Genomic DNA, 21,666 nt, shown 5'->3' on the forward strand with positions numbered 1-21,666 from the left:
TGCTCGGCTCCAATCGGCATGGGCCAGCCCCTGCCTGGCCGAGGAGACGAGCATGTCCATCGATCCGTACCACCCCACCGAGGATCAGAATCCTCATTCGCCCCTGCCGGGGAAGCCCGACCCGCTCAGCCCGGGACAGGTGGACCTGAACCCCGAGCACCAGCCCGCCCCGGGCAACGACCAGCGGCGCCCGCCCGAACGTGAGCACCGGGGAGCCGAGCGCGCCGTCGGCACTGCCGAGCATGCGGAGCGCAGCGCCCAGCCCAGCCAGCGCGGCGGCTGATCGGTTACCGGTTGTCGATTCTTGCGGAACATTGGGGCTTTCTGGCGTCAAAAAGCCGAGACCAATGTTCACGCCAGGAGAAGAACTCTATGGACCAGGCCCGAATCACCCGGGAAGAGAGCCGGCTGGCCCGGCTGTCCGCCGAGGCGCACCAGGCGCTGATCCAATTCATGAACGAGACGGCGCTGCCCTACACCGCAGAGCAGCAGGCCGAGTGCGAATACCTGAGTCGCTGCGCCGCCAATGCCCGTGAGGCCTACCTCAAGCTGCGCCGGGCTTCGTCCAGCAGTGCCTCGCGGGCCATCCGCAATCTCTGCTCGGCCTAGGTCAGCGGCTGTTGAGCAGCGAACGATCGAAGCCGGAGACCATGGTGTCCGCGCCCAGGGGCGGTTCGATCGCCGGGTCCTGCGGGCCCAGCCGGGCCAAGGCCTCGCGCAGGCGCAGCAGTTCACCCTTGAGGTAGTGGATCTCGTGATGCGGATCCTGCAGATAGCCTTTCATCACGCAGTGGCCGGTCAGGCCGCGTAGCAGGCCGAGACCGCCCGCGGTGGCCAGGCCGATGCCACCTATGCCGCCGCGATGCAGACCGCAGGCGAGGCCGGCCAGACCGAAACCGATGGACAGTGCGCGTTCGTAACCTTGGACGTTGTGCATGGCGTTTCTCCTGATGGGTTAGTGTGCGACCGGCCGTGCTCCGGCCCGTTCCATCGCCGTGATGAGTGGCGCAGGTGTCCGGGCTTGGCCAGAATGGCGGCTCTTGGTCTGGGAGTGCCCGACATGCTTGCTGCGATAGTTCAGGCCCTGCGCGACAGTCGCCACCTGCTGGTGTTCACCGGCGCCGGGGTGTCGGCGGAGAGCGGCATTCCCACCTTTCGCGATGCGCTGACCGGTCTGTGGGCACGCTTCGATCCCGCGCGGCTGGCCACGCCCGAGGCGTTCGCGGCCGACCCGGACCTGGTCTGGGGCTGGTACGAATGGCGTCGCCAGCGGGTGCTGCGCGCCATGCCCAACCCGGCGCACCGGGCCATCGCCGAGCTGGCGGGCCGGGTGCCGCGCCTGACCCTGGTGACACAGAACGTCGACGACCTGCACGAGCGTGCCGGCAGCGCGGAGGTGATCCATCTGCACGGCAGCCTGCAGGCGCCGCGCTGTTTCGATTGCGCCGCGCCCTACAGCGGCCTTGCCCGCGAGCTGGACGAGCCGGAGGAGGGCAGGCGCCTGCCGCCGCCACGCTGCGAGCGTTGTGGCGGGCCGGTGCGCCCGGGCGTGGTGTGGTTCGGCGAATCGATGCCTGAGGCCGCTCTGCAGCAGGCCTTCGCGGCGGCCGCCGAGTGCGACCTGCTGTTGTCGATCGGCACCTCGGGGCTGGTCTATCCGGCGGCTCAGGTGCCGCAGATCGCCGCGCGCCATGGCGCCTGCGTGGTGCACATCAACCCACAGCCGGTGGCGCCTGGCGGGCCGCGCGAATACAGCCTGCCGGGCGCCGCCGGGGTGGTGCTGCCGCAGCTGCTGCAGGCGGCCTTCACCGACTGATCAGGTCTCGATCATGTCCTGTTGCGGCTGTTGTTCGGCCTCTTGCTCAGGTGTGTCCTGCTCGGCTTTCGGCTGCGCCTGGTCCAGCCATTCGCGGGTGCCTTCCTGGGCCTGATCGACCTTGTCGTTGAGCTGCTCGACCTGTTCATCGAGCCCCTTGAGGGTTTCGCCCAGGCTCTCTTTCACCTGATCGACGGCGGCCTGTTCGACTTTCTCGGCGAAGCTCTCGGCAGCCTGTTCGGCGGTGTCGCAGCCGGCCAGGGCGAACAGGCCCAGGCCGAGCAGCAGTGGTTTGATGGGGGACATGATGAAACTCCTCTGCAATCAGGATTCGAGCTTGTGGGCGGGCTGGTTGCGGGTCTTCCACAGCGACAGCAGCACGCCACCGGCCAGCAGGCCCACGGTCACGCTGAGCGAGATCACGGCCGGTACCTTACCGATGATGCCGTGCAGGAAGATCTTGCCGCCGATGAACACCAGCACCAGGGCCAGGGCGTACTTCAGGTAGGCGAAGCGGTGGATCATCGCGGCCAGGGCGAAGTACAGGGCGCGCAGGCCGAGGATGGCGAAGATGTTCGAGGTGTAGACGATGAACGGATCCTGGGTGATGGCGAAGATCGCCGGCACGCTGTCCACGGCGAACACCAGGTCGGCCAGCTCGATCAGGATCAGGGCCAGGAACAGCGGGGTGATCCACAGCTTGAGCTTGCCGCTGGCGTCTTCCTGGCGCACGAAGAATTTCTGCTCGTGCAGGCGGTCGGTCACCGGCAGGTGGTTACGCAGCCAGTTGACGAAGCGGTTCTTCGACAGGTCCGGCTCGTCGTCGACCTTGGAGAACAGCATCTTCACGCCGGTCAGCAGCAGGAAGGCGCCGAACACGTAGAGGATCCAGTCGAACTCGCTGATCAGCGCGGCGCCCAGGCCGATCATGATGGCGCGCAGCACGATCACGCCCATGATTCCCCAGAACAGCACCTTGTGCTGGTACTGCCGCGGGATGGCCAGGAAGCTGAAGATCAGCGCCATGACGAACACGTTGTCCATCGACAGCGACTTCTCGATGAGGAAGCCGGTGAGGTAGTCCATGCTGGCATCGCCGCCCTTCTGGAAGAACACCCAGACGGCGAACAGCAGGCCCATGGAGATGTAGCCGGCGGACAGCAGCAGGCTCTCCTTGACGCCGATGTCGCGGTTGTCGCGGTGCAGGATGCCGAGGTCGAAGGCCAGCAGGGCGGCTACCAGGGCGAAGAAGGTCAGCCACAGCCAGGTGGCGGTGCCGAGCAGGTCGGCGAAGAGAAACGAATCTAGGGCAGTCATGAGCCCCTCCTTTAAGTCGTAGTTGTACCAACTATGACTCCGACATGGCGGCGGCTAGCCGTCAGAGGGGCCCGGTGTCACGGCTGCGGAGGATAAGGAAATTCCGCCGAGCCTCAAGCAGCGGGTGTTTGCAAAGTGTGTACGGCCCCTAGGGATCGACCGGTTCCAGGCTCGCCTGGTAGCGGCTGCGCTCGACCTGCCACCAGCTGGGCAGCAGCTGGCGCACTTCGCCACGGGTGAAACGGTCGTCCAGCAGGTAGACCACGCCCTGGTCCTCGGTGGTGCGGATCACCCGACCGGCGGCCTGCACCACCTTCTGCAGGCCCGGGTAGAGATAGGCGTAGTCGTAGCCGTTGCCAAACATCTGCTGCATGCGCGCCTTCACTTCCTCGTTGACCGGGTTGACCTGCGGCAGGCCGAGGGTGGCGATAAAGGCGCCGATCAGACGCTTGCCGGGCAGGTCGATACCCTCGCCGAAGGCGCCGCCGAGCACGGCGAAGCCGATGCCCCGGGAGCCCTCACTGAAGCGTTCGAGAAAGGCCTGGCGCTCGGCCTCGTTCATGCTGCGCGACTGTGCCCACACCGGGATGTCCGGGTGAGCGCGGCGGAAGTTGTCCAGGGCCTGCTCCAGGTAGGCGTAGCTGCTGAAGAAGGCCAGGTAGTTGCCCGGCTGTTCGCGGAACTGGCGGGCCACCAGGTCGGTGATGGGCGCCAGGCTGGTCTCGCGATGCTGGTAGCGGGTCGACAGGTTGGCCAGCGCCTGGACCCTGAGCTGCTCGGCGCTGAACGGCGACTGCACCTCCAGCCACTGCCAGTCGCGCGGCAGGCCGAGCAGGTCGGCGTGATAGTGGCCGGGGCTGAGGGTGGCGGAGAACAGCGTGGCGCTGTGGGCGTTGGCGAAGCGCTCGGCGAGGAAGCGCGCCGGCACGATGTTGCGCAGGCACAGGGTCGACAGGCTGCGGCTGCTGCGGGAGTCGTGGCGGGTGATGTCGAACAGCGAGTGCGGGCCGAAGGCCTCGGCCAGGCGGCAGAACAGCATGGCGTCGAGGTAGAAGCGCAGCAACGCGGCCTGGTTGCCCTCGGGCTGGTCGGTGAGGTGGTCGGTAATGGCGCTCACCGCCTTGTGCAGGGCGACGATGAACAGGTCGGAGATGGCCGGATAGATCTGGTACGGCACTTCCTGATCGCGGTGCAGCTGGTTCCAGTGCCGGCCGACGCGCTCCAGCACGCCCTTGAGGCCGGCCGGGGCGACCTTGCGCAGGGCGTTGAACTCGGCCTGGTCCAGCTCGGCGCTGTACATGCCGCGGGCGCGGTCGATCAGGTTGTGCGCCTCGTCCACCAGCAGGGTGACCTTCCAGCCATTGAGCACGGTCAGGCCGTGGAGCAGGGCGGTCATGTCGAAGTAGTAGTTGTAGTCGCCGACCACCACATCGCTCCAGCGGCATAGCTCCTGGGACAGGTAGTAGGGGCAGACCTGGTGCGCCAGGGCGATCTCGCGCACGGCCTCCTGGGTCAGCCAGCGGCGTTCGAGGGCGGCGGCGCGGGCGGCCGGCAGGCGGTCGTAGAAGCCCTTGGCCAGCGGGCAGGAGTCGCCGTGACAGGCCTTGTCCAGGTGTTCGCAGGCCTTGTCACGGGCCACGTGCTCCAGCACCCGCAGCGGCATGTTTTCCTCTTGCGCGCGCAGGCTGGCCAGGGCGTCCAGCGCCAGGCGCCGGCCCGGGGTCTTGGCGGTGAGGAAGAACAGGCGGTCCAGATCCTGGCCGGGAAACGCCTTGAGCTGCGGGAACAGGGTGGCCAGGGTCTTGCCGATGCCGGTCGTGGCCTGGGCCAGCAGGAAGTCGCCATCGCGGGCGGCGCGGTACACGGATTCGGCGAGCTGGCGCTGGCCGCGGCGGAAACTCGGGTAGGGGAAGCGCAGCGTCTCCAGGCTGGCGTTGCGCGCCTCGCGGTGTGCGGTCTCCTGCTCGGCCCAGGCGACGAAGCGTGCGCACTGCAGCTCGAAGAAAGTCTTCAGCTCGGCGGCGTCGAAACGCTCGCGAAACACCGTCTCCTTCTGCGACAGCACGTTGAAATACACCACCGCCAGGTCGATGTGCGGCAGCTCCAGCGCGTCGCACAGCAGCCAGCCGTAGACCTTGACCTGGGCCCAGTGCAGCACCCGGTGGTTGTCCGGTATGCGCGCCACGTCGCCGCGGTGGGTCTTGATCTCCTCCAGCAGGTTCTGCGCCGGGTCGTAGCCGTCGGCGCGACCGCTGACCCGCAGGCCCGGATACTCGCCGGCCAGCGGCAGTTCGGCGAGGTAGCCGGCGCCGCGCCGATCGACCACCGTGCTGTGCCCGGCCATGCCCTCGGCGGCGGTGGGTGCGGGAGTGAAGCGCAGGTCGAGGTCGCCCTGCTTGGCGGTGAACTCGCACAGCGCGCGCACGGCCACGGCATAGCTCACGCGGGCGCGCTCCAGCGCACGTAGCAGACGTCCACCGGCATGCCGTGCTGGGCGCAGAAGGCCAGCCAGCGCTTCTGGTTGTCCTGCAGGCGGTCGCCGGGGCCCTTCACCTCGATCATCCGGTAGCGCCGTTCGGCCGGCCAGAATTGGATCAGGTCCGGCATGCCGGCACGGTTGGCGCGGATGTCGCCGAGCAGGCGTTCGAACCAGGCGCGCAGGTGCGCCGGTGGCAGGCAGTGCAGGGCGGTCTCCAGCAGCTCGGGGGTGAGCACCGCCCAGTGCACGAAGGGCGAGACGATGCCGTGCTTGGCCGCGTAGGTGGCACGAATCGCCTCGGCGTGGCTGCCGTCATCGAGCAGCGCCAGGCAGCGTTCGAACAGCCCATGGCGGCGGCTGCGGAAGTCGCCGTCGTGCAGGTCCACCGGCCCGGCGTGGAAGGGGTGGAAGAATGCACCGGGCAGCGGGGCGAAGATCGCCTCCCAGCACAGCAGGCCGAACAGGCTGCAGACCAGGGTGTTTTCCACGTAGAAGGCCGGCGCCTGCTCGTCGTGCAGGTGCTGCTGCACCGCCCATTCCACGCTCAGTTCCAGCGGCTGCGGCAGCTCCAGTTCGAGCAGCCCGGCCTCGGCCGGGGGCCTGCGTGGCTGCTTGGGCAGGCCGAGCTGGCGCTGCAGGCGCGGCAGGGCGCGCTCCAGCGCCTGGGTTTCGGCATCGTTGTGCGGGGAGAGCAGGGCAGCAGTCGCCAGGTCGTGGGCCTGCCGGAACTCGCCGAGCTTTTCCAGCACGCGCACCCGGCGCTGGCGTGCCTCGCCATGGCTGCTGATGGTGTACAGGGCGGCGGCCTCGGCCAGCTCGCCCTCGCGCTCCAGCTGCTGGCCGAGGTGGAACAGCAGCTTGGCGTGGCGCCGCACCAGGTGGGGGTTGTCGCTGGCAAAGTCGCCCAGTTCGAGCAGCACCTCGGCAACCGGCAGGCCCGCCTCGAACAGCTCGCGGCAGTGCTGCAGGTGCAGGTAACGGTCGACATCGAGTCGGCTGCGGAAGCCGCGCGAGTCGTTGCCGATGGCCACGCTCTCGTAGCGGTAGATGCCCAGCTCGGCCAGCACGAACTCGGACCAGTCCTGCGCCAGGTTGCCGAAGAACAGCAGGCGCAGGCGATCGCACAGCGGGCCGACGGTCAGGCTGTAGAGCAGGTCCAGCCCTGCGCTCCACTGGGCGAAGGTGCGCGCCGTCGGGTGCGATTCGCGCAGCGCCTCCAGCAGCGCGCTCTTCTTCAGGCTGCGCAGCGCCCGGGCCTCGGCGAAGGTGGCGAGCAGCTCGTCCTTGCGCAGCAGGGCGAACAGCGTGTCCAGCTCCAGCTCGGCATCCTCGATCAGCCAGCCCAGGCTCAGCAGCGGGGCGGCCGCCGCAGCGATATCGCCGATCTCCGCATAGGCCAGCTTGCCCGCGCGGAAATGCGGGCCCTTGCGCATGACCAGGCGCACCAGCAGCGCCTGGGAGGCTTCCGGCAGCGTGCGGAAATGCGCCACAAAGGCTTGCTCGTCCGCGTCCAGCAGGTCGGCATAGCGCTGCTCGATCCAGGCCAGCGCCGTGCGGAAGTTGCTGAGGTAGTAGAGGGGGAAGTCGAGCGGCGCGAGCATGGTGCTGTACTGGCTTTATATACAGGTAAGGGTGCGCGACGCGGTCTGTTCATGCAACCCCGGCCCGACCGTCTGCACTGCCGCTTGGCTTATTGGCTGAACCCTTGTTCCCGCTGACCACTCGAATTCTGTACGCACGCGTCTGGCCCGGTGGTCAGGCACGCACTACGCAGGAGATCAGCATGGCGCAATGGACCATCACTTACAGCAAGGACAACAACACCAGCACGCTGGATATGCAGGCCGGTCACAGGCCGGAAATGGAGGAGGCCGTGGAGCATCTGTTGGCCTGGGCCAGAGAGAACCTGGAGCAGGGCGATTTCGGCGATGGCCAGGACAAGCGCAGCAGCGAACCGGCGGTGCTGCTGCTGCGTCACTACGGCATCACCATCACCGGCATCGCCGGCAGCTGAAGCGCAGCGGGGCACGCGGCCATTCGTCCGCAGCGGCGGAAAAAACATGAAACCGCACGGCGGCCTGCCCACTCAGTCACTCTGAGGCGCCATCGAAACCGTATGAAAGATGTGTGTCTCACATCCAACGACTGAAGAGATGGAGGTCATCATGACCGGAGACAAGAGCAAATCGGGCTCTGGCAACAACCAGCAGTCCCGCCAGGAAAGTGGCCGCCAAGGTGGTCAGAGTGGCGGAGGCAACTTCGCCAACGATCGCCAGAAGGCGTCCGAAGCCGGCCGCAAAGGCGGCCAAAACAGCGGCGGAGGCGGTCGCGACCGCTGATGCAAACGAGCGGAAGCTTCGGCTTCCGCTCATCGTTTGTCCTGGAGAGCGGGCATGCGCAGCCATGTGATTCATTTCACCGCACCGATCAACTCGACCACCTGCGGCCAACTGATCGACAAGTGCTCACAGGCCATCCAGCAGGGCGCCGACGAGCTGGTCATCAAGATCGCCACCATGGGCGGCGAATGCAGCTACGGCTTCTCCCTCTACAACTTCCTCATTTCCCTGCCAGTGCCGGTGAAGACCCACAACCTCGGCACGGTCGAGTCCATGGGCAACATCATCTTCCTGGCTGGCGAGCAGCGCACGGCCTGCCACCACAGCAAGTTTCTCTTTCATCCCTTTCACTGGACGCTGAATGGCGCGGTCGACCATGCGCGCATGTCGGAATATGCCATGAGTCTGGACTATGACCTGCAGCTGTACGTCAGCATCGTCGAGGAGCGTACCCGTGGTGCCCAGGTGCCGCTGGATGTGCTCGATTGCCTGACGGCGGCACCGCGCATCATCAATGCGCAGGATGCCTTCGCCTCAGGCCTGATCCACTCGGTGGATTGCCTAGGCATGCCGGCCGAGTCGGTGAGCTGGTGCGTGCACTCCTGACTCGCCGTCAGGCTGCTGCCGAGTTACCGATCAACATGCCGTGCTGCACGCGGAACAGGTGTCCGCTGATGCGCAGGGTGAAAGGTACACGGCTGACGATCTGCGCTCCGTCCTGGAGCAGGCTTTCGATATGAGCACGCAACGCGAGGTACTTCCGTTGTTCCTTCATCGGAAAACTCCTGTGTGGGGTTCGCCGAGAGCCTACCAAGCTTTGTGACGTTGTCGACATTTCAGGCTGATTAAAAATGTGCCATGCATCACATTTCGTGATGGCTCAATGCCTGCGCACCCGGAGAGGGCGGAATAACGGATAATGCCGGCCACACATCGTTTGGCTCGCTAGTCTGGTAATCCCGCATGGAAATCAAGGTCAACTTTCTCGACAACCTTCGTCTCGAAGCCAAATTCGATGACTTCACGGTGATCGCCGACCAGCCCATTCGCTACAAGGGCGACGGCTCGGCGCCGGGGCCGTTCGACTACTTCCTGGCGTCCTCGGCGCTGTGCGCGGCCTACTTCGTCAAGCTGTACTGCCAGACGCGCAACATCCCCACGGAAAACATTCGCCTGTCGCAGAACAACATCGTCGACCCGGAAGATCGCTACAAGCAGATCTTCAAGATCCAGGTCGAGCTGCCGGCGGACATCTCCGCGAAGGACCGTGTCGGCATCCTGCGCTCCATCGACCGCTGCACCGTGAAGAAGGTGGTGCAGACCGGCCCCGACTTCATCATCGAGGAAGTCGACAACCTCGACGCCGACGCCCAGGCCCTGCTGATCCCGGCACTGACCGAGGGCGAGGGCACGCGCATCCTCGGCAAGGACCTGCCACTGGAGCAGACCATCGCCAACATGTCGGCCATCCTCGCCGGCCTGGGCATGAAGATCGAGATCGCCTCCTGGCGCAACATCGTGCCCAACGTCTGGTCGCTGCATATTCGTGATGCGCAGTCGCCGCTGTGCTTCACCAACGGCAAGGGCGCGACCAAGGAAAGTGCGCTGGCCTCGGCGCTGGGCGAGTTCATCGAGCGCCTGAACTGCAACTTCTTCTACAACGACCAGTTCTGGAGCGAGGAGATCGCCAATGCACCCTTCGTGCATTACCCGAACGAGCAGTGGTTCAAACCGGGGCCGAAAGACGCGCTGCCGGAGGAGATCCTCGACGAGTACTGCCTGGAGATCTACAACCCGGACGGCGAGCTGCGCGGCTCGCACCTGTACGACACCAACTCCGGCAACAAGGCCCGTGGCATCTGCTCGCTGCCCTTCGTGCGCCAGTCGGACGGCGAGGTGGTGTACTTCCCGTCCAACCTGATCGAGAACCTGTATCTCTCCAACGGCATGAGCGCCGGCAACACCCTGGCCGAGGCGCAGGTGCAGTGCCTGTCGGAAATCTTCGAGCGTGCGGTCAAGCGCGAAATCCTCGAAGAAGAACTGGCCCTGCCCGACGTGCCGCAGGAAGTGCTAGCCAAGTACCCGGGCATCGTCGCCGGCATCAAGGGCCTGGAGGAGCAGGGCTTCCCCGTGCTGGTCAAGGACGCCTCCCTGGGTGGTGAATTCCCGGTGATGTGCGTGACCCTGATGAACCCGCGCACCGGCGGTGTGTTCGCCTCGTTCGGCGCCCACCCGAGCTTCGAGGTGGCGCTGGAGCGCAGCCTCACCGAACTGCTCCAGGGCCGCAGCTTCGAGGGCCTCAACGATCTGCCGCAGCCGACCTTCGAGAGCCAGGCGCTCACCGAGCCGAACAACTTCGTCGAGCACTTCATCGATTCCAGCGGCGTGGTGTCCTGGCGCTTCTTCAGCGCCAAGGCCGACTACGAGTTCGTCGAGTGGGACTTCTCCGGTGAAGGCGAGGACTCCAATGCTCAGGAGGCCGCGACCCTGTTCGGCATCCTCGAAGACCTGGGCAAGGAGGTGTACATGGCCGTGTACGACGACCTTGGCGCCAACGCCTGCCGCATCCTGGTGCCGGGCTATTCGGAAATCTACCCGGTGGAAGACCTGATCTGGGACAACACCAACAAGGCGCTGATCTTCCGCTCCGACATCCTCAACCTGCACAGCCTCAGCGACCTGCGCCTCAAGTCCCTGCTCAAGAGCCTGGAGAACTGCGAGGTCGACGACTACACCGACATCACCACGCTGATCGGCATCGAGTTCGACGACAACACCGTGTGGGGCCAGCTGACCATCCTCGAGCTGAAGCTGCTGATCTACGTGGCGCTGAAGAAGTTCGAGCAGGCCAAGGGGCTGGTCGAGGCCTTCCTGCAGTACAACGACAACACCGTCGAGCGCGGCCTGTTCTACCAGGCGCTCAACGTGGTGCTGGAAGTGCAGCTGGACGACGATCTGGACATGGCCGACTACGAGGCCAACTTCCGCCGCATGTTCGGTAACGAGCGCATGGACGCAGCGCTGGGCTCGGTGGACGGCAGCGTGCGCTTCCATGGCCTGACGCCGACCAGCATGCAGCTGGAGGGCCTCGACAAGCATCTGCGGTTGGTGGAGAGCTACAAGAAGCTGCATGCGGCGCGGGCGAATGCGACAGCCATGTCCCGGCAATGACCAAAGGACTAGTCATGAAGACACTCTACGAAGCATCAAACTCTGCTGAAGCGCACATGTTGCTCGAGCTGCTCAGGCAGCAAGGCATTTCAAGTCACATTCAGGGCGAATACCTTCAGGGAGCGGTCGGTGGTCTTCCGGCTATTGGTCTAGTCCGTTTGGTGGTCGAGGATAAGGACTTCTCAAATGCTAGAGCCATAATCGAGCGGTGGGAGGCCACCGAGGTGACCCCGGCTTCTGCCGCTCGGAAAGAGTCTCCCAAGTACAGCGGTTTTGCAGGTTTTCTGCTTGGCTTGGTTGTCGGAGTTGGGGGCTTGTATGCGATATATAAGGCCCCTGGAACGGTGGACGGTGTCGACCATGATCGAGATGGCCATCTCGATGAAGCGTGGACATACGCTTGGAATACGTAAAGCCCACGACAGGGTTGCCACAGCGGGTGGAGCATTTCCGGCTAGGGAAACTGGTGTCGGCGGATATCGACTCCGATGACGACGGAGAACTAGACACACGGCTTACCTATAGCTCTCTGGGTGAAGTGGTCACGCGGGAGCCTATATCGAGAAAAGTGGCCGGATGACTTCTGTCGCTGGCCCTTCGGTAGCTGTGGCCCCTAATCTACGGCATTGGTTCGTCAATCAGCTTTCAGTTTGAAGCTCTTTCCAAAGCGTGCCGTCTGTTTTGTACCAGCGGTAGCCAGGCTGTCGGACACCATCAAGAAAAATACCTTCTTCCTTTGGTACTCCATCGTCCCACCAAGACTGATATTTGCCATGCAAGTTACCTTTCTTGCGAATGCAAAATAGAGTCTGAATGCCAGACTCCGTCCACTGTTGCGAAACTCCGTGAGCCAGACCGTCTTTGTACTCTGCTTCTACAAACAGTTGTCCATTCTGATGCCAGCGCCGTACATGCCCAGACAGAATGCCGTTGGCTTCTTCGTGTTCGGATGCCTTTTCGCCGGAATCGTAGTAGCTAGTAACTACTCGCGTGCTCATACAGCTTTCTCCAGTGAACTCTGACCTATCAAGGTAGAAACGAAAAAGCCCTGCAGAGCAGGGCTTCAACGTAGAGATTCTGGAGCGGGCGAAGGGAATCGAACCCTCGTCATGAGCTTGGGAAGCTCAGGTAATGCCATTATACGACGCCCGCTCGGGCGGCTGACTTTGTACCAGAATCGCCTGCCCAGGTGAAGCTTGGGCGCAGGGGCGGCGCCCGTTTTGCTCACAATCGCTCTCAAACGGCCAGGGCATGGTTATCCGCCGTCTGGCTGCGGGCGCGGCTGGTGGTTGGCGGTAGCAGGAAGGCCAGCAGCGCGTCGCGGGTCTGCATCCAGGCGGCCTTGTGTTCCATGTCGAGGAAATGCCCGGCCTGGGGGATGGTGCGGAATTCGCCATGGCGCACGTACTGGGTGAACAGGCGCGCGTCTTCCGGGGTGGTGTATTCGTCCCACTCGCCGTTGACGAACAGCAGCGGTATGTCGATCTGACCGGCGAAGCTGACGCAGGAGCGGCCGCCGTTGTTCAGCACGGTTTCCACGTGGAAGCTCATCTGCTCGTATTCGTAGCGTTCCAGGCTGGTGACGTGGCGATGGTTGTAGCGCTTGAACAGCGACGGCAGGTGCTTGCCGATGGTGCCGTTGAGCACCATGCCGATGCTCTCGCGGTCGCAGTCGCGCATCACCGCCAGGCCGGCGCGCAGGTAGCCGAGCATGGCGCTGTTGACCACCGGCGAGAACGAGTTGATCACCGCGCGCTCTATCCTCGGCGGTTTGCGGGCCAGGGCCTGGAGGGTGGCGATGCCGCCCCAGGAGAAGGACAGCACGGTGTCGCAGGCGAAATGTTCGACCAGCGCCAGCAGGATGTCGGCCTCGTCCTCGCGGGTGAGGAACTGGTCGTGGCTGTTGTATTCGCGTGAGTGCCCGGCGTAGGGCAGGTCGAACAGCACCACGTTGAAGTGGGGGTGGAGGTAACGGACCGTCTGCGCGAAGGAGGCGGTGGTCGACAGCGAGCCGTTGACCAGGATGATGGTCTGCTCGGCGCCGTCGGCGCGGTAGAACTCCGTGTAAACCCGATATTGCCCCTGGATATCCAGCACAGCGGTTTCTGCTTTCATGGTCATGCCCCTGACGCACGGTGCTACGGACGCGCAGCGACAACCGGCTGCGCGAGCTTCAGGACAGGTAGGCATGTGCCTGGGAAACGGGGCCTGATCGGCTCGAAAGGCTGGCCGACGATTGTTGTTAGTGGCGGGTACTTTCCGGAACGGGCATCGGCCTTGCGGCGCGACGAGGGCAGACCCGTTGGTGGTGCCTGAGGCACTCGACCGGAAGAATTTTCTTAGAGTGTTGTTGCGACTAATTGGTCACGTTCGGACCACGGTTCTGATTCAAGCAGGCTTGTGTTGCAGGTGCAAGTCACTTGAGTGACCTGGGTCGCAGCTTCTGCCCGACGGTCGCTCACACCAGGGCGATCTCGGCGGGGCTCAGCGCGCGGTACTGCCCCGGTGCCAGCTGCGGGTCCAGTTGCAGCGGCCCCATGCGTTCGCGGTGCAGGCCGATGACCTTGTTCTGGAAGTGGCCGAACATGCGCTTGACCTGGTGGTAGCGGCCCTCGTGCAGGGTCAGCAGGGCTTCGTGGCTGCCGAGTATCTGCAGCTCGGCGGGCAGGGTGGTGAGGTTCTCGTAGGCGAAGTACAGGCCCTGGGCGAACACCTCGATGTATTCGGCGGTGATCGGCTGTTCGGTGCGCACCCGGTAGACCTTGCCCAGGCGGCTGCGTGGCTCGGTGAGGAGGCGCGACCAGAGGCCGTCGTTGGTGACGATCAGCAGGCCGGTGGTGGTCAGGTCCAGGCGCCCGCCGATGTGCAGTTCGTGCTTGTCCGGTTCGTCGAGCAGGTCGAGCACGGTGCGGTGTTCGGCATGTTCGGTGGCGCTGACCACGCCGACCGGCTTGTTGAGCATGAAATAGCGCGCCGGCTTGCCGGCCTGCAGCAGCTCGTCGTCCAGCTCGATGCGGCTGAACTCGCGGACCTCGAAGCGAGCGTCGCGCACGACTGCTCCATCCACGCGCAGGCGCCCGGCGGCCAGCAGCAGGCGGGCGTCGGCGCGATTGAAGCGCGGCAGGTTGCTGAGGAAACGGTCCAGGCGCATGGCTATTCGGCGCTGGGTTCGCCACTCAGGGCGCGGGCGCAGTTGGGGCAGAGGCAGGTCTTGTCGAGGTGTTCGGCGGGCAGCTCGTCGATCAGGCTGCGATCGATGGGTGTGTGGAAACACCAGCAGTCCTCCACCGCCTGCGTCTGCCCGGCCTGGGCGCAGCGGTTGGGTTGGCCGCAGCGTGGGCAGCGCTCGGCGTCGTTCACTGCTGCAGGCCGCTGACGTCTTCGCACACGCGGTTGCGCCCGGACTGCTTGGCCCGGTACAGGGCGCGGTCGGCGCGGGCGATCAGGCGGTCCAGGCTGTCGTCGCCGTGCAGCTCGGTGATGCCGATGCTGGTGGTGATGCGCAGGTTGACGCCATTGAAGGGGAACATCTGCTCCTCGGTCTGCTGGCGGATCTTCTCGCCCAGTTGGCGCGCCGTGCTGCTGCCGGTGTCCTTGAGCAGCAGGATGAACTCCTCGCCGCCCCAGCGGCAGATGATGTCGGACTGGCGCAGGTTGCTCTGCAGGCTCTGGGCGAAGCCACGCAGCACATGGTCGCCGGCCAGGTGGCCGTGGGTGTCGTTGAGCTGCTTGAAGTGGTCCAGGTCGAGCAGCATGGCGCTCAACGGGCTCTTGTCGCGAATGGCCTCCTGCAGCGCCTGGGCGGCCAGCAGGTCGAAGCCACGGCGGTTGGGCAGGGCGGTGAGCACGTCGGTGGTGGCCAGGGCGGCGATGCGCTGCTGGTAGCGGCGGGTGGCCAGGTAGACCAGGAACAGCACCACGGCGCTGATCAGCACGCAGATCAGCAGGTTGAGGTACAGCGTGTGGCGCACACCGGCGAGGGCGCCTTCCTCGTGCTTGTCGACGAACAGGTACCAGTCCAGCTCGGGGATGTAGCGCACGTTGAGGAAGTGGCCGCGGCCCTGTTCCTGATAGCTGAAGTTGCCGCTCTTGGGCTGCGGCAGCTTGGCCAGCAGCGGCTCCATGCCCGGAATCTGGCTCAGCGCCTGGCCGCGCTTGGCACCCAGGGGGCCGCCATCGGCACCGGTGAGTACCAGGTGGCCGTTGCGGTCGGTGAAGTAGATGCTGCGGTCGTAGCGCTGCTGGTAGTCGTCCACCAGCTTGACCACGGCGTCCACGGTCAGGCCCACGCCGGCCACGCCGATGAAGTTGTTCTGGTAGTCGAACACCTTGAAGTTGATGAAGAAGGTCAGCCGGTCGCTGTTGGCCATGTCCGGGTCGACGCTGATCTCGTAGGGCTCGGCCATGTTGCGTACGCGAAAGTACCAGATGTCGCGCGGCTCGTTCTGGTCGATCTTCTTCAGCACGCCCTTGGCCTGGTAGTAGACGCGGCTCTTCTCGGAGATAAAGAAGCTGGTGAAGGTGCCGTAGTGCTCCTGCACTTCGCGCAGGTAGCGGGTCATCGGCAGGGCGTCGCGCTCGCCGGCGATCACCCAGTCGCGCAGGAAGGTGTCGCGCGACATCATCGAGGCGATCTGGGTCGGGCGGATCAGGTCCTTCTGGATCTCCGAATAGATGTTGTCGGAGGTCAGCGGCAGCTCGGTGTTGACGATGTTGTGGCGGATGCTGTCGCGCGAGCTGTAGTAGCTGACCAGGCTGGTGGCGAGGAAGCCACCCAGCAGCAGAGTGGTCAGGAGTAGCAGAAGAGAAACCTGGGCCTTGCGGGACGTGCTGAGCGGCATGGGGCTGAGCCTTGAAGAAGTGGCGCCAATGCTAGCGCGGTGCGCCGTTTTCGTCATCGCGCTTGCTGGTTTGCGTGATCTGCACGGCGCTGAGCCAGGGCTCGAAGCGCTGACCGATGCTGATTTCGGCGGTGAATGGCTGGTCGGTGTTGCCGTAGTACTCTGGCAGTCGTTCGGTCAGCAGCTGGCGCCAGGCGTGAGGTACGTTGATGCGATCATTGCTGGGGTCGAAGGCGCCGCTGAGAGTGCTAGCGCTCTCGCTGTAGCAGCTTTGCCAGACCTGCACGGTGCCGCGTAGCAGCGCATAACGGCTGCGGTCCGGGTAGCGCTGGCGCAGCGTCTCGGGATCCAGGCCGACATCGACCAGGAACAGACGACTCTCCTTGCTGCGCTCGTTGTTCAGGGCGTCACGTGCGGCCTTTTCCTGGGCTTGCAGCTCCTTGTCGTCTGGTAGCTGTTGCAAGCGCTCGCTGGTCTTCTGCAGGTGGCGCTCGGCCAGTTGCAGCGACTGCTGATAAGCGGGGCCATCCAGCTCCAGCATGGCCCAGGCCAGACGGGTGTCGCGGCGCGGCGCCGGGCCGCTACTGGGCAGGCCGAGCGCGCGCAGTTGGGCATCGCTGAGACCGTGGCCGCTGTAGCAGGTGTCTGCATCGGGTGCATCGTGGCGCGGCATGCGCCAGTCCAGGCGCATGACCAGGCCGCTGTTCTCCTGACTCGGGCCGTCCCAGTCGCGGTGCAGTTCGCGCTCGGACAACAACAGACGACTCTCCGGCTCGCCCTGACGGTTGTACCACGCGCCAGCAAGTGCCACGGCGTTGCTCAGCAGTATCAGCGCCAGACCGGCCAGCAGGCCGTGGCGGGGCTTGAGAGTGATCATGCGCGCTCACCTCCCTTGTGGTCGCGACGCAGGCGACCGAGCACCAGCAGGGCGAGGATCGCGGTCAGGCCGAGGATCAGGAAGAACAGGTACTTGGGCAGCACGTCCCACCACCAGTCGACCATCTTGATGAACAGGAACAGCAGGAACGACAACTGGCCGATTAGTGTGACTTCCGACCAGTCGCGGCGGATGCCGAGCCAGATGAACAGGGCCGAGGCGGCGAAACCGAGCAGCTGGTAGAGCTTCTCGATGCTGGCGTACTCGAACGGCAGGTAGCTGCCGCGGCCCCAGTTGGCCAGGACCAGCATCGGCACCAGCAGGGCCAGCATTCCGACGATGCGGTAGGTGGCGGCGAAGCCGCTGAGGCGCGCCTGGGACAGCAGTGCCGGCAGCACGAACACCAGCAGACCGCCCGGCAGGAAATGCTCCGGCCGTTCGGCCGCTTCCAGCCACAGCCAGCCGCACCATTCGCTGATGCGCGTGCCGCTGTAGGCCAGCAGGCAGATCAGGCCGGCGGCCAGCAGCAGGCGTGCGTTGCAGGTGTAGGCCAGCAGCAGGGCATAGGCGGCCCAGGGCAGCAGGGCCTTGTCGGTGGGCGTGATGTTGAATATCTGCCCGAGCATGTGGATGTTCAGCATGAAGCAGGCCAGCGCCAGCACGGCCGATAGCTTGGCGAAGTAGCCGGAAGCGTCGCGCTTCTGCAGGGCGAAGGTCAGCAGCAGGCTGCCGAGCGAGAAGCCGACCAGGATGCCGACCTGCAGCGTTTCGCCGAACAGGCCCCAGAACTGGTAGAAGAAGAACAGCAGGCTGGCCGCCAGGGCCAGGGCGCCGAGCAGCGAGACTACGCGCATGCTCAGGGACAAGCGCTTGGTCTGCTGGTCGTGGTCGATATCGAAGCTGGCCCGGTACTGCGCCAGCAGCTGATCGTGGTGACTGGCGATGCGGGCGAGCGGTTCGTCGCCCAGGGCCAGGGCGTCCTCGGCGCGCAGGCGCTGGGTCTCGCGGCGGAACGCCTGGATATCGTCGGCCCGTTGCTGGGCCTGGTCGCGGGTCAGCGGCATGGTTCTTCCCTGTGAATGCGCTGCCCGCGACTGTATCCCTTATGCCTCCTCCAGCACCACCACCCGTTGCCCGGCGCGCACCGGCGAGCCGGGTTGCACGCGCACTTCGCGCACCACGCCGTCGCGCGGGGCGGTGAGGGGGATTTCCATCTTCATCGACTCGAGGATCACCAGCACATCGCCGGCCTTCACCGAGTGGCCTGCCTCGACCTGCACCTGCCAGAGGTTGCCGGCGATGTGGCTGTCGATGCTGTGCTGGCCGGCCGCCAGCGGCGCGTCGTCGCCCAGTTCGACCACCGTTTCGTCCACCTCGAAATGCGCCTGGCCGGAGGCGATCCAGCGCTGGCGTTCGGCGTCGAAGGCGGCACGTTGCTGGCTGCGGAAGGCGTCGATGCCCTCGGCTTCTTCGGCGAGGAAGTCCTGGTAGTCGGCCAGGGCCAGTTCGCTGTCCTCGATGCTTAGCTCATAGCGGCCGAGCGGGAAGTCGCGGCGGATCTGCAGCAGTTCCTCGGCACCCACCGGGTAGAAGCGGATCTGGTCGAAGAAGCGCAGCAGCCAGGGCTTGCCGTGGAAGGCGGCGACCTCGCGGTAGCGGTTCCACATCTGCAGGGTGCGGCCGACGAACTGGTAGCCGCCGGGGCCTTCCATGCCGTACACGCACATGTAGGCGCCGCCGATGCCTACCGAGTTCTCGGCGGTCCAGGTGCGCGCCGGGTTGTACTTGGTGGTCACCAGACGATGCCGCGGGTCCAGCGGCGTGGCCACCGGTGCGCCGAGGTAGACGTCGCCCAGGCCCATCACCAGGTAGCTGGCGTCGAAGACGGTTTTGTAGACCTCGTCCAGGTTGGGCAGGTCGTTGATGCGGCGGATAAATTCCAGGTTGCTCGGGCACCAGGGCGCGTCTTTTCGCACCGTGGTCATGTACTTGTCGATGGCCAGCTGGCAGGCCGGATCGTCCCAGGACAACGGCAGATGCACGATGCGCGACGGCACCTTGAGGTCCTGGGCGTTACACACCGCGTCCCACTCGCCGATCACCACTGCCAGCAGATTGGCCAGCGACAGGGTTTCCGGCTGGTAGTGCACCTGCAGCGAACGGATGCCCGGCGTCAGGTCGATCACGCCGTTGAGGTTCTTGGCTTCCAGCGCCTGCATCAGCGCATGGCCGCGGAAGCGCAGCACCAGGTCCAGCTCGGCCTGGCCGATTTCCAGCAACAGGCGGGTGTCGCCGGAGAGGCGGGCGACCAGGCGCTTGTCCTGGCTGCCGATGTCGAGGATCACCGGCGGCTCCAGCGGGATCGGCTGCCAGTTGACGGCAACGGCTTCCAGTCCGGCGACTTCGGCCTTACGCGCCTTGGCCAGCTGGCGCGCGGTGTCGATGTTGACCGGCACGAAGCGCAGCTTGTCGCCGGCCTTGAGCTGGCCGAGCTGCCACAGGTCGGCCTCGATAATGGTCACCGGGCAGACGAAGCCGCCCAGGCTCGGGCCATCCGGGCCGAGGATCACCGGCATATCGCCGGTAAAGTCGACGGCTCCAATCGCATACGGGTTGTCGTGGATATTCGACGGGTGCAGGCCGGCTTCACCGCCGCTGTCGCGTACCCACTCGGGTTTCGGGCCGATCAGGCGCACGCCGGTGCGGCTGGAGTTGAAGTGCACTTCCCAGTCGGTGGCGAGGAAGGTGTCGATATAGGCCGGGGTGAAATATTCCGGCGCGCCGTGCGGGCCGTAGATCACCCGCAGCTCGCGCACGGCCGGCAGGGTGGTGCACAGGGCGGCGGGTAGTTGAGCGCCGTTGTCCGCATCGCTCAAGGCTGGGATATGCAGCACATCGCCGGCGCGCAGGGCGCGGCCGCCGTGGCCGCCGAACTGACCGAGGGTGAAAGTGCTTTTCGAGCCCAGGTATTCCGGCACCTGCAGGCCGCCGCGCAGAGTCAGATAAGACCGTGCGCCGCTACCGGCGATGGTGCCGAGGCTCAGGGTGCTGCCGGCCTTGATCAGCAGTGCGGTGTTCATCGGCTGTTCGCTGCCATCCACACTCAGCGGAATCGCCGCGCCGGTCACCGCCACCACCGCATCGGTGTTGAAGCGCAGCAGCGGGCCACTCATGGTGATTTCCAGGCCGGCGGCGCCTTCGGCGTTACCCAGCAGGCGGTTGCCCAGGCGCAGCGCGCGGTCGTCCATCGGCCCCGACGGTGGCACGCCGACCGCCCAGTAGCCGAGGCGGCCGGGGAAGTCCTGCACGGTGGTCTGGGTGCCGGCGGAGAGCACCTCGAAGGTATGTGCCTGGTAGGTCAGGCCTTCCAGGCAGCGGGTCCAGGGCGAGCCGCTGGCGAACGGCGCATCGACCAGGATCTGCCGCAGGTACTGGCTGTTGGTTTCCACGCCGTACAGCAGGGTATCGGCCAGGGCCTGGTTCAGCGCGGCGCTGGCCTGCTCGCGAGTCGGCTGCCAGGTGATGACCTTGGCGATCATCGGGTCGAAGTAGGGCGGAATCTCGCAGCCGGCTTCGACCCAGGTATCGATGCGCAGGGCTTTGCCATCGGCTTCTGGGAAGCTGACGGCGGTAAGCAGACCGGGGCTGGGCTGGAAGTCGCGGCCCGGGTCTTCGGCGTACAGGCGCGCCTGGATGGCGTGGCCGCTGGGCTTCAGGTGCTTCGCCAGTTCACTCAGCGGTGCTAGATCACCGGCCGCCAGCTCGATCATCCAGCGCACCAGGTCGACGCCCCACACCTGTTCGGTGACGCCGTGTTCGACCTGCAGGCGGGTGTTCACTTCGAGGAAGTAGAAACGCTCGGCCTCGCTGTCGTAGACGAACTCGACTGTGCCGGCGCTGCGGTAGCTGACCGCCTTGGCCAGCTTGATAGCTGCCGCGCACAGTTCGTCGGCCATGCCGGCCGGCAGGTTGGGTGCCGGGGTTTCTTCCAGCACTTTCTGGTTACGCCGCTGCACCGAGCAGTCGCGCACGCCGAGAGCAAGGACTTCGCCGGCGCCATCACCAAACACCTGCACTTCCAGATGGCGGGCGCGCTGGATGTACTTCTCGATAAATACGCCGCTGTCGCTGAAGTTGTTCTGTCCTAGACGTTTGACCGCGTCGAAGGCGTCGGCGAGCTCGGCGGCGCTGTTGCACACGCGCATGCCGATGCCGCCGCCGCCGGCGGTGCTTTTCAGCATCACCGGGTAGCCGACTGCCTCGCCTGCTACCAGCGCGGCCTCGAGGTTTTCCAGCAGCTCGGTGCCTTCCAGCATCGGTACTCCGTGCTGTTTCGCGAGAGCCCTGGCGGTGTGCTTGAGGCCGAAGACGCGCAGCTGTTCGGGCGTCGGGCCGACAAAGGCGATGCCGGCGGCTTCGCAGGCTTCGGCAAAGGCGGCGTTCTCGGAGAGGAAGCCGTAGCCGGGGTGAATGGCTCGGGCGCCGCTGCGCTTGGCGATCCCTAGAATGTTCTCCACCACCAGATAGGTCTGGGAGGCCGGGCCTTCGCCGAGGCTGAAGGCCTCGTCGGCCTGCTGGATATGCAGGCTGGCGGCGTCGGCCTCGGAGTACACAGCCACGCCCTTGACGTCGAGCTGGCGCAGGGTGCGCAGGATGCGGCAGGCAATGGCGCCGCGGTTGGCGATCAGGAGTTTGTCGAACATCTGCTTGCCCTCGAAAGGGTTGGCGGGCCGTCCCGCCGCTATTCGGTCTGCACCACGGTCGTCCGGGGTGATTTGCGGAGTTGGAGTCCGCGCTGCTCTTAAGTCCCCTCTCCCTCTGGGAGA

Annotated in this window: 21 protein-coding genes, 1 tRNA gene and 1 pseudogene; 8 read left to right on the forward strand and 15 right to left on the reverse strand. The window is 65.4% G+C overall.

From position 1 onward, the window contains the following. Positions 1–52 precede the first annotated feature (52 nt). Both FFS62_RS19035 and FFS62_RS19040 read left to right on the forward strand, forming a co-directional pair. Positions 53–283, forward strand: coding sequence for a hypothetical protein (locus FFS62_RS19035; protein WP_137974416.1), 231 nt, complete (start codon positions 53–55; stop codon positions 281–283). A gap of 89 nt (positions 284–372) precedes the next feature. Next, on the forward strand, positions 373–609 hold the full coding sequence (locus tag FFS62_RS19040) for a hypothetical protein (RefSeq protein ID WP_137974417.1): 237 nt from the start codon (positions 373–375) through the stop codon (positions 607–609). A gap of 1 nt (position 610) precedes the next feature. On the opposite strand, the gene FFS62_RS19045 is transcribed toward FFS62_RS19040, so the two are convergent. After that, positions 611–937, reverse strand: a complete 327-nt coding sequence (locus tag FFS62_RS19045) for a YgaP-like transmembrane domain (protein ID WP_137974418.1) — start codon at positions 935–937, stop codon at positions 611–613. 123 nt (positions 938–1,060) lie between these two features. Between FFS62_RS19045 and FFS62_RS19050 the strand changes: the two genes are divergently transcribed. Next, entirely contained in the window at positions 1,061–1,816 is a 756-nt protein-coding gene (locus tag FFS62_RS19050; protein WP_137974419.1) for an NAD-dependent deacylase, read from the forward strand. Here the strand turns inward: FFS62_RS19050 and FFS62_RS19055 are convergent, their stop codons facing one another. The 4 genes from FFS62_RS19055 to FFS62_RS19070 all read right to left on the reverse strand — a co-directional run bounded on the left by FFS62_RS19055 (position 1,817) and on the right by FFS62_RS19070 (position 7,213). Continuing rightward, positions 1,817–2,122: a hypothetical protein gene (locus FFS62_RS19055; RefSeq protein ID WP_137974420.1), complete on the reverse strand. Its 306-nt coding sequence runs from the start codon at positions 2,120–2,122 to the stop codon at positions 1,817–1,819. Positions 2,123–2,140: 18 nt separating this feature from the next. After that, entirely contained in the window at positions 2,141–3,133 is a 993-nt protein-coding gene (locus FFS62_RS19060) for a TerC family protein (RefSeq protein ID WP_137974421.1), read from the reverse strand. Positions 3,134–3,281: 148 nt separating this feature from the next. Then, the gene (locus FFS62_RS19065) at positions 3,282–5,576 is read right to left on the reverse strand and encodes an ATP-dependent DNA helicase (protein ID WP_137974422.1); all 2,295 of its coding nucleotides are present in this window, start codon (positions 5,574–5,576) and stop codon (positions 3,282–3,284) included. Further along, positions 5,573–7,213 (reverse strand): VRR-NUC domain-containing protein, encoded by a 1,641-nt coding sequence (locus tag FFS62_RS19070; protein WP_137974423.1) that lies wholly within the window; start codon positions 7,211–7,213, stop codon positions 5,573–5,575. The genes FFS62_RS19065 and FFS62_RS19070 overlap by 4 nt, the downstream gene beginning before the upstream one ends. A gap of 182 nt (positions 7,214–7,395) precedes the next feature. Between FFS62_RS19070 and FFS62_RS19075 the strand changes: the two genes are divergently transcribed. The 3 genes and pseudogenes from FFS62_RS19075 (at position 7,396) to FFS62_RS19085 (ending at position 8,557) form a co-directional block, all read left to right on the forward strand. Continuing rightward, positions 7,396–7,626 carry a hypothetical protein gene (locus tag FFS62_RS19075; RefSeq protein WP_137974424.1) on the forward strand — a complete coding sequence of 77 codons (231 nt, stop codon included), beginning with the start codon at positions 7,396–7,398 and terminating at the stop codon, positions 7,624–7,626. 205 nt (positions 7,627–7,831) lie between these two features. Further along, positions 7,832–7,951, forward strand: a pseudogene (locus FFS62_RS19080) (KGG domain-containing protein); the annotation flags it as partial. A gap of 54 nt (positions 7,952–8,005) precedes the next feature. Beyond that, on the forward strand, positions 8,006–8,557 hold the full coding sequence (locus tag FFS62_RS19085; protein WP_137974426.1) for an ATP-dependent Clp protease proteolytic subunit: 552 nt from the start codon (positions 8,006–8,008) through the stop codon (positions 8,555–8,557). Between the two features lie 7 nt (positions 8,558–8,564). Here the strand turns inward: FFS62_RS19085 and FFS62_RS23210 are convergent, their stop codons facing one another. Next, on the reverse strand, positions 8,565–8,726 hold the full coding sequence (locus FFS62_RS23210) for a hypothetical protein (RefSeq protein WP_171016370.1): 162 nt from the start codon (positions 8,724–8,726) through the stop codon (positions 8,565–8,567). Between the two features lie 188 nt (positions 8,727–8,914). Between FFS62_RS23210 and FFS62_RS19090 the strand changes: the two genes are divergently transcribed. After that, positions 8,915–11,122, forward strand: a complete 2,208-nt coding sequence (locus FFS62_RS19090; protein WP_137974427.1) for an OsmC domain/YcaO domain-containing protein — start codon at positions 8,915–8,917, stop codon at positions 11,120–11,122. Positions 11,123–11,136: 14 nt separating this feature from the next. Then, a complete protein-coding gene (locus FFS62_RS19095) occupies positions 11,137–11,535 on the forward strand; it encodes a DUF2007 domain-containing protein (protein WP_171016371.1) in 399 nt (132 codons plus the stop codon). Positions 11,536–11,760: 225 nt separating this feature from the next. Here FFS62_RS19095 and FFS62_RS19100 read toward each other — a convergent pair whose 3' ends face one another. The 9 genes from FFS62_RS19100 to uca all read right to left on the reverse strand — a co-directional run bounded on the left by FFS62_RS19100 (position 11,761) and on the right by uca (position 21,543). Next, positions 11,761–12,120, reverse strand: coding sequence for a toxin-antitoxin system YwqK family antitoxin (locus tag FFS62_RS19100; RefSeq protein ID WP_137974429.1), 360 nt, complete (start codon positions 12,118–12,120; stop codon positions 11,761–11,763). 80 nt (positions 12,121–12,200) lie between these two features. Then, positions 12,201–12,274, reverse strand: a tRNA-Gly gene (locus tag FFS62_RS19105). 84 nt (positions 12,275–12,358) lie between these two features. Next, positions 12,359–13,237 carry an alpha/beta fold hydrolase gene (locus tag FFS62_RS19110; protein ID WP_137974430.1) on the reverse strand — a complete coding sequence of 293 codons (879 nt, stop codon included), beginning with the start codon at positions 13,235–13,237 and terminating at the stop codon, positions 12,359–12,361. A gap of 343 nt (positions 13,238–13,580) precedes the next feature. Next, the gene (locus FFS62_RS19115; protein WP_137974431.1) at positions 13,581–14,273 is read right to left on the reverse strand and encodes a pseudouridine synthase; all 693 of its coding nucleotides are present in this window, start codon (positions 14,271–14,273) and stop codon (positions 13,581–13,583) included. A gap of 2 nt (positions 14,274–14,275) precedes the next feature. Continuing rightward, the gene (locus FFS62_RS19120; RefSeq protein WP_137974432.1) at positions 14,276–14,482 is read right to left on the reverse strand and encodes a cysteine-rich CWC family protein; all 207 of its coding nucleotides are present in this window, start codon (positions 14,480–14,482) and stop codon (positions 14,276–14,278) included. Beyond that, complete coding sequence (locus FFS62_RS19125) at positions 14,479–15,963, reverse strand: sensor domain-containing diguanylate cyclase (protein ID WP_137974433.1); 1,485 nt, start codon at positions 15,961–15,963, stop codon at positions 14,479–14,481. The genes FFS62_RS19120 and FFS62_RS19125 overlap by 4 nt, the downstream gene beginning before the upstream one ends. Before the next feature lie 31 nt (positions 15,964–15,994). Continuing rightward, positions 15,995–16,840, reverse strand: a complete 846-nt coding sequence (locus FFS62_RS19130) for a DUF4824 family protein (RefSeq protein WP_137974434.1) — start codon at positions 16,838–16,840, stop codon at positions 15,995–15,997. Further along, entirely contained in the window at positions 16,837–17,904 is a 1,068-nt protein-coding gene (locus tag FFS62_RS19135; protein WP_137974435.1) for a DUF2157 domain-containing protein, read from the reverse strand. Before FFS62_RS19135 ends, FFS62_RS19130 begins: the two co-directional genes overlap by 4 nt. A 39-nt stretch (positions 17,905–17,943) precedes the next feature. Continuing rightward, positions 17,944–21,543, reverse strand: a complete 3,600-nt coding sequence (gene uca / locus FFS62_RS19140) for an urea carboxylase (RefSeq protein ID WP_137974436.1) — start codon at positions 21,541–21,543, stop codon at positions 17,944–17,946. Positions 21,544–21,666: the final 123 nt, after the last annotated feature.

It is taken from the genome of Pseudomonas sp. F(2018) (assembly GCF_005508865.1).
Classification (GTDB): Bacteria; Pseudomonadota; Gammaproteobacteria; order Pseudomonadales; family Pseudomonadaceae; genus Aquipseudomonas.